Source organism: Agromyces seonyuensis (assembly GCF_009789225.1).
Lineage (GTDB): Bacteria > Actinomycetota > Actinomycetes > Actinomycetales > Microbacteriaceae > Agromyces > Agromyces seonyuensis.
In genome coordinates this window covers 16,923-28,796 of sequence record NZ_WSTA01000052.1, presented here as the reverse complement: position 1 = coordinate 28,796, position 11,874 = coordinate 16,923, and the positions used below count along the sequence as shown (strand labels likewise).

The window sequence follows — 11,874 nt, the reverse complement described above, 5'->3', positions numbered from 1 at the left end:
GACTCCGGCCCGCGGCCGGTGACGACGGCGCGCAGCCCCGGCACCCGTTCGCGCGCGACGGCGAGCGCCGCCGGGAGGTCGGCGAGCCGCTTGTCGGCGATGTGCCGGCCGACGAAGAGCGCGACGGGCGGGCGGGCCGGCGCTGTGCGCCGTGGTTCGAGCCCGGCGAGATCGACCAGACCGAGCACGACCGGGTCCGCGGCAGGGCGGATCGCCCGGATCCGACGTGCGGTGAACGCGCTGTTGACGGTCTGCACCCGCCCGACACGCAGTCCGAGCCATTGCAGGACCGTGGCCACCGTGCCCACCAGCGGGCCGGCGTACTCGCGCCACTTGCGGGCGCCCCAGACTTCCAGCCAATCGGTCACGATCGGCACCCCCGAGCCGAGGAGCGCGAGCCGGACGGCGAAGACGTTCAGCACCGGCAGGGCCGCGACCACGGCGAGGTCGTGGTGACGCCCGTGCCGTCGGAACCACCGGAAGAGCGCGAACGCGAACGCGAGCGCGCTGCCGGAGGTGCGATCGCCCGTCGCATCGTGGATGTCGCCGCGCCACACGCCATGCACCTGGTACGGCCGCACCGGCGAATCGGCCTCGGACCACTGCGTCCGCGTGACGTAGTCGACGTCCCAGCCCCGCCCGACGAACCGTTCGGCCAGGGCGTCGTAGACCCGCTCGCCGCCGCCCGCGTCCAGCGGGAAGAGGCAGTCGTAGGCGATCGCGACGCGGGCCACCTCAGGCACCGGCGGACACGGCGGGCACCGGTCCCTCCGTTCGCGACGCCGGCTCCGCGAACTCGTCCGCCGATCGGGAGCCCTTCGTCGCAATTCCCACGAGCACGACCAGTGCGAGGCTCGCCACGGCGTACCAGGCTACGAGCGCGGGCCAGCCGAACGGCGGCTGCCACTGCGGATCCGAGACCATGTCGCCGAAGGGCAGGTCGCGGCCGATGACGTAGCGGACGAGCACGATCCCGAAGGCGAGCAGACCGTAGGCCGCGACGAGCGGCCCCACGAGCCATCCGGCCCGGGTCGCGAACCCCGCGACGAGGCGCTGCTCGTCGAGGAGCCACGCGGCGACGACGAGCACGCCGAGGTAGAGGAAGAGCCCGTACCGTCCCTGCCAGATGATGCCGGTCTGGTGCACGCTGTACGCCTGCACGAGCACGGGCACGGCGAACGCGGCGAGCAGCACGGCGAGCAGCACGAGCGTGCTGCGCCGTCGGGAGCCGATGAGCGCCAATCCGACGACGAGTCCGATCGCCGCGACGGGCAGCCAGTAGGCCCAGACGGGCAGTGCGGCGTCGAACCACCCGAAGTAGCCGAGCGCCTGGTGCAGGAACATCGGCGTGCGCCGCACCATGGCGCTCACGCCCTGCGCGAACGTGCCGTTCACGAGCGGGGCGTCGCCCGCCTCGGCCTGACCGGACAGGCTCCCGCCGAAATACGTCCAGGCGAGCGAGAAGAGGCCGAACACGGCGATCCCGCCGATCCACCAGTAGCTCGATGCGGTGGAGAAGAGCCGACGCACGCGGGGCCACCCGCCCGCGAGGAGCCCGAGCAGCACGACGAGGACGGCCCACGCCGGACCGGTCGCCCGCGCGTTGGCGAGGAGCGCGGCGGAGACGGCCACCATCGCCCAGAGGTAGGGCCGCGGCAGCGTCGGGCGATCCGTCGCTCGATCGTCGAAGGTCTCGAGCAGTCGGAGCAATCCTGCCCAGAGGGCGACGGCCGAGGCGATCTCCAGCCCGTTGGGGTTGACGGCGCCGATGAAGTACACGCACATCGGCGCGGCGGCGAACGCGACGCCGATGGGCATCCACCGCGAGCGCGCGCTCGCGACGGCCGCCTGGAACGCCCAGGCGAGCAGGAACGAGCCGAGCACGGCGCTCGCGATGCGCATCGCGTAGATCGAGGCGCTGCCGTCGACGAGCAGGCTCGGCCAGCCGACGAGCCAGTAGTAGATGGGGTTGTAGGCGCCGACCCAGGTGTTGAACCAGTCCTGGCCGCCGGCGGCGCCGAGTTCTGGGGCGCACGACGCGGGCACGTCGTCCGCGAACGCGAAGCACATCATGTTCGGGTTGTATTCGTATCCGGGCGGCAGGTCGACGACGAGGTGCTTGACGCCCTCGACGTTCTCCCCGATGACCTGCCCGCGCACCTGGGCGATCGCCTTCAGCGCATGCGCGTTCTCGTCGGGTACGGAGAACACCGGGGATGCGAACGCCCAGCCCAGTCCGAGTGCCAGGAAGACGGCGAATGCCGCGGCGAACATGCCCCACCGCCAGCGGATGACGGGTCGTGCCCGGTCGTCGCCGGTCGCGGTCTCCGGAACGTCCGGCGTGCTCGTCGGCATGTGCGCCCTTCCTCGTCTCCCCGACCGGCGATCCTACCAACGCGCGGCCGGGGGACGAGGCCGCGGTCACGGCACGACGACGTCCCTGCAGCCGAGGAGCACGTTGCCGCCCGCCCCGCTCGCGTTGATCGCGTACGCGCAGAGTTCGTGCGGGCCGGACGGGACCCCGGTGAACGACGCGGAGAACCCGTGCAGGTCCCCCATCCCGGTGTAGACGCGGCCGACGTCGGTGCGCACCGCGTCGGCGGCGATCGAACGGTAGCCGCTCCCATCGAGGTAGATGTGCACCCGGATCGAGGCCGTGGTGTCGGGATCGAGCGCCCAACCCCGCACGCTCGCCTGTCCGGTTCCCGGCCCGCCGGCGGCCGAGTCGAACGAGCCGACCGGCGACCCGCTCGGCATCGTGACCGTGCGGCACAGCAGGCGCGTGTTCGTGCCGGCGCCGACGTTGATGGCGTACGCGCAGACGGAGTGGGATCCCGGGCCGACCCCGCTGATCGTCGTCGCGAACCGGTGGGCGGTGCCGTACGCCGCGGGGATCTTCGAGGAGAGCCCCGGATCGGACCTGTTCGCGCCGATCGACGCGCGTGCCGCGCCGTCGACGTACACGTGCACGCGGATCGGGGAGACGGAATCGGGATCGTAGGCCCAGCCGCCCACGTCGATCGTGCCGATCGCGGTCGAGCCGAGCGTCTGGACCTCGCCGCGCGGCGGACCGGACGGCATGGTCACGGTGCGGCACCCCAGCCGCACGGTCGAGCCTCCGCCGGTGTTGATCGCGTAGGCGCACACCTGGTGGCTGCCGGCCGAGACGCCGCCGATCGTCGTGGCGAAACCGTGGGCGTTCCCGAATCCCGGATAGGTCGATCCGACGTCGCTCCGCGACGCGGCGGCCGCCACGGATGCCCGCGCCTTGCCGTCGACGTAGAGGTGGACCCGGATGCTCGACGCCACATCCGGATCGACCGCCCAACCGCGCACCGAGATCGCGTTCGGCCCGGCGGCGCTCGCCGAGTCGAAACTCCCGAAGGGTGACCCGGAGGGCACTCTGGACGTCGAGCAGCCGAGCATGCGGGTGGCCCCCGCCCCGACGTTGATGCCGTAGATGCAGACCCGGTGATCGCCCGGCGACAGGCCGCCGACGGTCGCCGAGAAGCCGGTCGCGCCGTGCACCGCGGTCGCACCGCCGGCGGCGACGGACGCGCGTCCGACCCCGTCGACGTAGACGTGGACGCGGATCGGCGAGGCCGTGTTCGGGTCGCCCGCCCAGCCCGACACTTTGAGCGAGCGGTATCCGCCGGTCACCGCCGTCAGCTGCCCGTACGGCGAGTCGTCGCCCTTCGTGGAGCCGAACCAGTCCGTGTACATGCGCCAGAAGTTGCGGTTGCCGTAGCTCGAGCAGGAGTCTCCCGTGCCGTAGAGGTTCCCGAGCGAGGCGGCGTTCGGCGTGTACGGCGTGTACAGGTAGAGCCCCGCCGTCGCCTGGTTGCGGATGTAGACCGGTTTCGTCCCGCAGGCCGCGTTCGGGTGGTACAGGATGTTGTTGGTTCGCCCCGCCTGATAGGCCCAGGACCCCGGCGAACCCTGATAGCGCTTGAACTGCAGGGCGGCCATGTAGACCTGGTTGAAGTACCCGTAGTACGTGCTGTCGCAGGCGGCGGTGTCCGGACAGCCGTAGCCGGTGGCGCTGCGGTACTGCCGCGACGTCGGGGCGGTCGTGGTGACGAGGCCCTGCTCCTTCTGCAGCAAGACGATGAGCACCTTCGGGCTGATGCCGCAGGCCTGAGCGACGCGGTAGATGATCCTCGCGGCCGATTGGGCGGTGCCGCCGGCGTAGGCGCCGCAGCGGTTCGGGACGGCGGCCCGGTTGGGCGTCGTCTGGGTGTAGTGGCGCAGACAGGTCGGACCGGTGGTGGCCCGGCAGGTGGGGACCTGGGAGTTCAGGAACGCCTGGATGCCGGACTCGGACAGGCTCGCCGAGTTGTAGAAGACCTGGTCGCTCATGATGTAGCCCGGGTCGAACTCGGACGCGACGGCGGCCTCGGCGCGCTCGGCGGGGGCCGCGGCGGCGAAGCCGACGCTCAACAGGGCGATCGCCGCGACGGCGGCGACGAGGATCCGGAACGCGCGCATCGCGGACGGGAACGCGCCCGTCGGCGATTCGATTCGAGTCGGCAAGTCCACTCCCCCCGGGTGACTGCAGTCGGTACCCGAGGGTAACGCCGAACGGGTGTCGTGCAACACCGCACCGTTCGGCCGCCGCCCAGGGGATCCCCGGCCTGGCGGGCGAGGGCGGATTCGGAGCGCCGAGCCCGCCCGGGCGTGCCGTTCCGCCGGCGGTCGGCGACGCGGGGCTCGAGCTCAGGCGCCGGTTCGGGTCATTCGACGACGACGACGACGGATCAGGAGCACGATCCCCCAGACGGCCAGCGCGACGACCGCGGCACCGCTCACCGCGGAGCCGAGGGCCAGGCCGGGTGTGCGGAACTCCAGCTCGACGACGTGGGTGCCGGCGTCCACGCGGATCGCTCCGAGCGCGTTGTCGACCGGGACGATGTCGACGGGCTCGCCGTCCACCGTCGCGGTCCAGCCCGGGCGTCGCAGCGACTCCGCGATCTCGAGCCAGCCCTCCCCGGTCGCCTCGACCCGGTAGCGGTAGACGTCCAGGTCGGCGCCGTCGGATTCGTCGACGATCTCGGCCGTGGAGCCGCCGGCGAGCCCGGCCGCGTCGTCGGGGTCCTCGAGCACGACCGCGTCGTCGGGCACCGTTCCGGATGCCATGGCCGCGATCCGCTCCTCGACGTCGGTCTCGACGACCTCGGCGTCGGCCCACCGCACGCGGTCCAGCGCACCGGCCCGCTCGTAGATCGTCGCGTCGCCCGTCGCCACGATGTCCAGTCCGTCGGCAGCGGGGAGGACGCGCTGGAGCAGCAGGGCGCCGTCGGCGTCGGTCGCCAGACGCACCCCGGCGTCCGCGCCCTCGAGTTCGAGGCTGAGCCGCCACTGCCGGGACGGGTCGAGGCCGTCGGCGTCGAGCGCGATCCAGCGTTCGCCGCCGATCTCCGCCGACGTCCACGTCGAGGTCTCGGCGAGCACCTCGCCGGTGTCCGCATCCGACAGGCGCGCGACGAGGTCCACGCCGTCCGCACCGGAGACGACCCCGTCGACGATTTCGACGGCGACCCCGCGCACCGGGCCGGTCCCGACGCCGGACACGAGCGGTTCGCCGTCCCATTCGAGACCGGCGCCGCTCGCCTCGACGACGGGAGCGAGCGTCCCCGGCGGACGGAACCGCGGGTCGGCGGTGACGTAGCGCACGGCCAGCCGGTCCAGGATCGGCGACTCGGGGTCGCTCTCGAGCATCCCGGGCGTGAACGTCGAGTAGGTCTGCGTCGTGATGGCGTCCGGGTCGACAGCGCGCACGAGCTGCTTCCACTCCTGGGTCATGAACCCGTGGCCGCCGACGGTCCGCTGCCCGTAGGCCGACCCCGAACCCGGCAGCATCGTCTGCTCGACCGTCGCGTAGCGCGAATCGCCGAGGTGCTCGTCGAGGAACTCGTGAGCGGAGGTCTCCGGGTAGAACGTGGCCGTCTCCGACTTCGGCCACCAGGACGCGGCCGTGAGCGTCGCCGGCACGGCGACCGCGATCGGCACCACGACCGCTGCGACCCGCGCGGCGGGTGCGAAACGCACGAGCAGCACCACGAGTGCGACGGCCATCGCGGCGACGCCGACGACGATCGCCTGGTCGATGATCTCGGAGCGATACTCGACCGGTACCTCCCTCCAGGCCGTGCGCGTGACGAGCGCGGCCGCGATCGCGAGCGCGACGAGCCCCAGCATCCGCGCGGCGAGGCCGAAGGCCCGCCCCGCTCCGGCGGGAACGAAGAACTCGCGGGCGCGTTCCCCGGACGTGAGGACGCGCGAGAATCCGAGCCCGGCGAGGACGGCGAGGAAGAACCCGACGAGCACGCGCAGGCGGCCGACGGGGTTGTTCGAGAAGATCGGGAGCTCCTGGAAGGCCGCGAGGAGCGGACCGCCGACGTAGGTGAGCACGACGGCGACGAGGAGCGCCACGGTGAAGAACGCGACGGCGCCGCGCACGAAACGAGGACGCCCCCGGAACAGCAGGAGCGCCGCGACGAGCACGAGCGCTCCCGCGCCGACGTACGAGAAGTGCTCGACCGGATGCCCGCCCCAGCGCGCGATCGCCGGACCGCCGTTGATGTCCGGCACGATCATCGAGGCGAGGTCGTGGAGGAAGAGGTGGCCGGTCTCCTGCTGCTCGCGGGCATCCAGTTCGAGGACGTTCATCGCGTTGACGGCGAACGGGACGAGCTGCCAGGCCGCGATGACGACCGCGAGCACGACGCCTCCGAGCGCGACGATCCCGGCGCGGACCGTGTCTCGCAGGCGATCGTGGGCGAGGAAGGCCCGGACGACGACGTACGCGCCGCCCGCATAGAGCGCGTACCCGGTGACGGCGGGGAAGCCGCCGAGGAGCATCGCCGCGAACGCGATGCCGACCGGCACGACGTCCACAGCCTTCCCGCGCGACACGGCCCGCTCCAGGGCCCAGAAGACGAGCGGGATGAACGCCGCGACGCGGGTCTGCGGCCAGTTCGTCCAGGCGATCATGAACCCCGACGAGGCGAAGACGAGGCTCGCGATCGGCCACGACGCCCGCACGGCCCCGAGGCGGCGCAGCAGCAGCGACATGCCGAGGGTCACGACGGCGATCTCGAGGAGCTTGACGAATCCCGGCGCGAGGGTCGCCGGGAGCACCCACCACGGCAGCGACAAGGGCGAGTACAGCCCGGAGTTCGGCAGTCCGGCGAGCTCGGTGCCGCCGCCGATGTACGGGTTCCAGTCCGGGAACCCGCCGGCGCGGACGGCATCCACGATGAGCAGCACCTGCGGGGTGCCCGAGTCGATCGTGTCGCCGATGTAGGGGTTGGTCGCGCCCTGCGTGTCCGCGAGCGCGGACTGCCAGGGCGCGAGCCCGGTCAGCAGTTGGGTGCCGAGGAAGACCCCGTCGCCGACGAGCGGCAGACCGATCGAGAGCACGGCGAACGCCGCCAGCGCGACCCATCCCGCGATCTCGACGACGCGCAGCGACAGCCGGGCGCTCCGGCCCGGGCCCGGGACGACCGCGCTCGACCCGGTCGTCGGTTCGCCGGCCTCCGCCGCATCGGTCGTCCGGCGCGCGCGGGGCCCGCTCATCCGTCGCTCCGCTCGGCGTCCGCGGCATCGCCCGCAGCATCGCCGTCGCCCGCAGCATCGCCGTCGTCCGCAGCATCGCCGTCGTCCACAGAATCGCCGTCGTCCGCAGCGGCATCCGGCGCGGCGTCAAAGCCGGCCCGACGACGTCGCAGCACCCACGCCACGACCGCCGCGACGAGGATCCCGACCAGCGAGACCGCGGTCACGATCGTGCCCGCGGAGAGTCCGGGCGTGCGGTACTCGAGTCGCACGGTGTGGGCGCCCTCGTCGACGTGGATCGCGCCGAGCGCGTGGTCCGCTGCCGCGATGTCGGCCGGCTCGCCGTCGACCGTCGCGGTCCAGCCGGGCCGGCGGAACGAGTCCGCGACGACCAGCCAGCCGGCGCCGTCAGCGTCGACCGAGAACTCCTGCACGTCGGTGTCGAGCGCATCGGACCGGTCCACGATCTCCGCCGTCGACCCGGCATCGACGGGACGCTCGTCGTCGGCGTCCGAGAGCACGATCTCGTCGACCGGCACCGATCCGTCGGCCAGTGCCGCCAGCCGCTCGTCGGCATCGGCGATCACGAGGTCGCCGTCGGCCCAGCGCACGCGGTCGAGCACGCCCGCCCGCTCGTAGACGGTCGCGTCGCCGACGTGCACGATGTCGAGCCCGTCGTCTTCGGGGCGCGCGAGGTCGATGAGGAGGGCGTCGGCGTCGTCGGCCTGGAGCGCGAAGCCCTCGGCGGCTCCCCCGATCCGCAGCACCGCGTGCCAGGACCGATCGGCGGGGAGGTCCTCGGCGTCCAAGGCGACCCAGCGGGTGCCGCCGAAGAGGCTGTTCGTCGTCGATGCGCTCGCCGCGAGCACCTCGCCGTCGTCGTCGGCGACGAGGTCGACGGCGATCGACACGTCCTCGTCGCTCGCGCCGTCGACGACGCCGTCGTAGAGGCGGAACCCGATGCCGCGCACCGGACCCGTGTGCGATGACGAGACCATCTCGTCGCCCGGCGTCCAGACGATCCCCGTCTCGCCCTGCGGGGCGAGTTCGAGCTCGCCGGCCGGCTCGGCGCTCGGGTCGGCCACGAGGTAGTCGACGGCGAGCCGATCGAGGATCGGCGACGCGCCGTAGTCCTCGAGCGTCGTCGCATCGAACGTCGCGTAGGTCGGGCTCTGCATGACGGTCGGATCGACCGCTTCGAGCAGGTCCTTCCACTCCACCGTCATGAAGCCGTGCCCGCCGACCGAGCGCTGCCGGTAGGCGGACGCGGTTCCGGGCAGCATCGCCGAGCCGACGGAGCCGTAGCGGTCCTCGCCGAGGTGCGCGTCGAGGAACTCGTGGGTCGGCGTCTCGGGGTAGAAGGTCGACGGCGACGACTTCGGCCACCAGGCCTCGGCGGTGAGGGCGGCGGGGATGACGATGGCGACGGGGATCACGGCGGCCGCGAGCACCCACGAGCGCCGGAACCACACCAACAGGACGGCGAGGGCCGCGAGCCCGCCGACGACTCCGATCGCGATCGCCTGCTCCTTGATGAGCGGCTTCGACTCGACCGGGATGCCCGTCCAGGCGGTCCAGAGCACCGCGGCGCTGCCCGCCGCGAGCGCGAAGAGCCCGGCGGCGCGGAGCGCGAGCATCCATCGGCCCCGGGCGCTCGCCGCGAGCGGCCACCGGAAGCCCGCCCCGTCGAGCACGCGACTGAAGCCGAGCGCCGCCAGGACGGCGAGGAAGAACCCGACCATGACCCGGAGTCGGCCGATCTGATTGTTCGAGAAGATCGGCAGCTCCTGGAAGAGACCGAGCAGCGGTCCGCCGAAGTACGTCAAGGCGATCGAGAGCGCGAGACCCGCGGCCAGGAACGCCACGACCCCGCGGGCGAAGGGCTGCCGCGGACGGAAGAGCAGCAGCGCCGCGACGAGCACGACGGCGGGAGCGCCGACGTAGGAGATGAGCTCGACGGGGTGCCCGGCCCAGAATCCGGAATCGGGTCCGCCGCTGCCGTCCGGCAGGAAGATCGAGGCGAGGTCGGTCACCCGGAGGTGGATGTCGGGCGTCTGCTGCCGCGCCTCGAGGTCGAGCACGCTCATGGCGTTGAGCGCGAACGGCAGGAGTTGCCACGCCGCCACGAAGGCGCCCAGCAGCACGCCGCCGAGCGCGACCGCCCCCGCTCGCAGCACGCTCGCCCAGCCCGTGCGCACGAGCAGTGCGCGAACCAGGACGTACGCGGCCCCCGCGTACAGGGCGTACCCGACGATCGCCGGGAACCCGCCGAGCAGGAGCGCCGCGACCGCGAGGCCCACCGGGATCACGTCGAGCGGCTTCGCGCGCACGGCCGCGCGGTCGAGCGCCCAGAACAGCAAGGGGATGCACGCCGCGACGCGCGTCTGCGGCCAGTTGGTCCAGGCGATCATGAAGCCCGAGGACGCGAAGAGCAGGCTCGCGATGGGCCACGACGCCCGGGCCGCGCCGAGGCGGCGCAGGAACAGCGACATGCCCACCGTGATCGCCACGAACTCGAGCAGCTTCGCCGCCCCCGGGGCGTACTGCGGGGGCAGGATCCACCATGGGAGCGACAGCGGCGAGTACGCCCCCGAATTCGGCACGCCGCCGAGTTCGGTGCCGCCGCCGACGAACGGGTTCCACTCGGGGAAGAAGCCCGACTGCACCGATTGGGTCAGCAGCAGCGTCTGCGGCGTGCCTGCGTCGACCGTGTCCCCGATGAAGCGATTGACGACGACCGTCGGATCGGAGAGCACGGTCTGCCACGGTGCGACCCCCGTGAGCAGCTGCGTGCCCAGGAACACGCTCGTGCCGAACAGCGGTCCGCCGATCGTGATGACGATGAACGCGATCCAGGCTCCCCAGGCGACGATCTCGACGACCCGCGCCGCCGTCGGACGGCGGGACGGTGCGGCGACGCCGGGTCGGACGGTGGTGAGGGCGCGGGGCATCGGACTCCGATCGGAACGCGGGGGGCAGGTCGATTATCCGACAGGCGGCCGGTGCGGGCGAACCGGGCCGCCGGTAGGCTGTCCATCCTGCCCGAACGACGTGCGAACCCTTCCGCCGGCGACCGGCAGCCCCCCGCCCCTCCAGGAAAGGCCCTCGTCATGCGACTCGCAATGACGCTCATGGTCCGCGATGAAGCGGACATCATCGAGGCCATGCTCGAGCACCACCTCGAGCAGGGAGTCGACCACTTCATCGTCACCGACAACGGCTCGCTCGACGGCACGCGCGAGATCCTCGAACGCTATGCCGCATCCGGGAGGATCGACCTCCGCCACGACCCCGAGCACCGCAAGCAGCAGCACGCCGTCGTGACCGGGATGTCGCGCGACGCGGCGCGCGCCGGCGCGGACTGGGTGCTGAACGCCGACGCCGACGAGTTCTGGGTCGCCGTCGATCCCGACCTCACCCTCCACGAGGCCTTCGAGCGGATCGACCCGGCGCTCGGCGCGTTCCCGGTGCCGGTCACCGACATGATCGGCGCCCCCGCGCGCCGCGGCACCGGGCTCGGTCGCCTCGTCTACCGCGATCTCCGCCCGATCGAGCGGATGCACGAGCTCGGCCTGCACTCGCACTCCACCGACGACGTCGCTTTCGTACCGAACCCCGAGGTGACGGTCGCCCAGGGCAACCACTTCGCCGACGTCGAGAGCCACGGGCTGCCGCCCGAGGCGCTGCGAATCGAAGTCCTGCACTTCCCGTGGCGGTCGTGGACGCAGTTCGAGCGCAAGGTCGTCGCGGCGGGGCAGGGGTACGAGCGTTCGCCGCACCTCAAGCCGAGCGCCAACCATCACGGCATGCGCGACTACCGCCGCCAGCAGGACGGCACGCTCCTCGCCGCTTACATCCGGCGTCACCCCGACGACGCCGAGCTGACCGCCGGCCTGGCCTCGGGGGCGTTCGTCGCCGAGGACCGGATCGCCTCCCGCCCGTCGATCGTCGACGACGAGCTCTTCGACGACGCGGAGCTTGCCGAGCAGCGCAACCTCGCCGAACTGGTCGCACCCGTCGAGCAGCACCTGCAGCGCGAGATCTCGCGGACCCGCCTCATCGAGGACGAACTGGCGCGGGTCAACGAGGGCAATCGCATCCTGCAGGAGGAGCAGGCGCAGCTCGAGGTCCGCCTCGTCGAGCACAACCAAGCGCTCGCCGCGCGCACTGCCGAGGTCGATGGGCTCCGCGCCGAACTCGACCGTCAGCGGTCGCGACGGGTGGTGCGCGCGGTGGACCGCGCGGCGGACGGGCTGAACGCGCTCCGCGGACGACCGCGAGCAGGGGGATGACAGCCGCGCTCGGCTATGATCGCCA

6 protein-coding genes are annotated in these 11,874 nt (G+C 72.4%); 1 reads left to right on the top strand and 5 read right to left on the bottom strand.

Annotated features, from left to right (window positions below):
* The 5 genes from GB864_RS11925 to GB864_RS11905 form a co-directional block, all read right to left on the bottom strand.
* The coding region (locus GB864_RS11925; RefSeq protein ID WP_160425317.1) for a glycosyltransferase at nt 1–743 on the bottom strand (743 nt) is incomplete at its 3' end.
* Nucleotides 736–2,355, bottom strand: a complete 1,620-nt coding sequence (locus GB864_RS11920; protein ID WP_160425315.1) for a DUF2142 domain-containing protein — start codon at nt 2,353–2,355, stop codon at nt 736–738. The genes GB864_RS11925 and GB864_RS11920, both read right to left, overlap by 8 nt.
* A gap of 66 nt (nt 2,356–2,421) precedes the next feature.
* Complete coding sequence (locus GB864_RS11915; protein ID WP_160425313.1) at nt 2,422–4,533, bottom strand: hypothetical protein; 2,112 nt, start codon at nt 4,531–4,533, stop codon at nt 2,422–2,424.
* Between the two features lie 183 nt (nt 4,534–4,716).
* Nucleotides 4,717–7,578: a YfhO family protein gene (locus GB864_RS11910; RefSeq protein WP_160425311.1), complete on the bottom strand. Its 2,862-nt coding sequence runs from the start codon at nt 7,576–7,578 to the stop codon at nt 4,717–4,719.
* On the bottom strand, nt 7,575–10,508 hold the full coding sequence (locus tag GB864_RS11905) for a YfhO family protein (protein WP_160425309.1): 2,934 nt from the start codon (nt 10,506–10,508) through the stop codon (nt 7,575–7,577). The genes GB864_RS11910 and GB864_RS11905 overlap by 4 nt, the downstream gene beginning before the upstream one ends.
* Nucleotides 10,509–10,667: 159 nt before the next feature.
* Here GB864_RS11905 and GB864_RS11900 point away from each other — a divergent pair, with 159 nt between their 5' ends.
* A complete protein-coding gene (locus GB864_RS11900) occupies nt 10,668–11,849 on the top strand; it encodes a glycosyltransferase family 2 protein (protein WP_236779074.1) in 1,182 nt (393 codons plus the stop codon).
* Nucleotides 11,850–11,874: the final 25 nt, after the last annotated feature.

Coding starts and splice junctions, on each gene's coding strand:
- GB864_RS11905 (WP_160425309.1), bottom strand. CDS start 10,508: ATGCCCCGCGCCCTCACCACCGTCCGACCCGGCGTCGCCGCACCGTCC.
- GB864_RS11920 (WP_160425315.1), bottom strand. CDS start 2,355: ATGCCGACGAGCACGCCGGACGTTCCGGAGACCGCGACCGGCGACGAC.
- GB864_RS11910 (WP_160425311.1), bottom strand. CDS start 7,578: ATGAGCGGGCCCCGCGCGCGCCGGACGACCGATGCGGCGGAGGCCGGC.
- GB864_RS11900 (WP_236779074.1), top strand. CDS start 10,668: ATGCGACTCGCAATGACGCTCATGGTCCGCGATGAAGCGGACATCATC.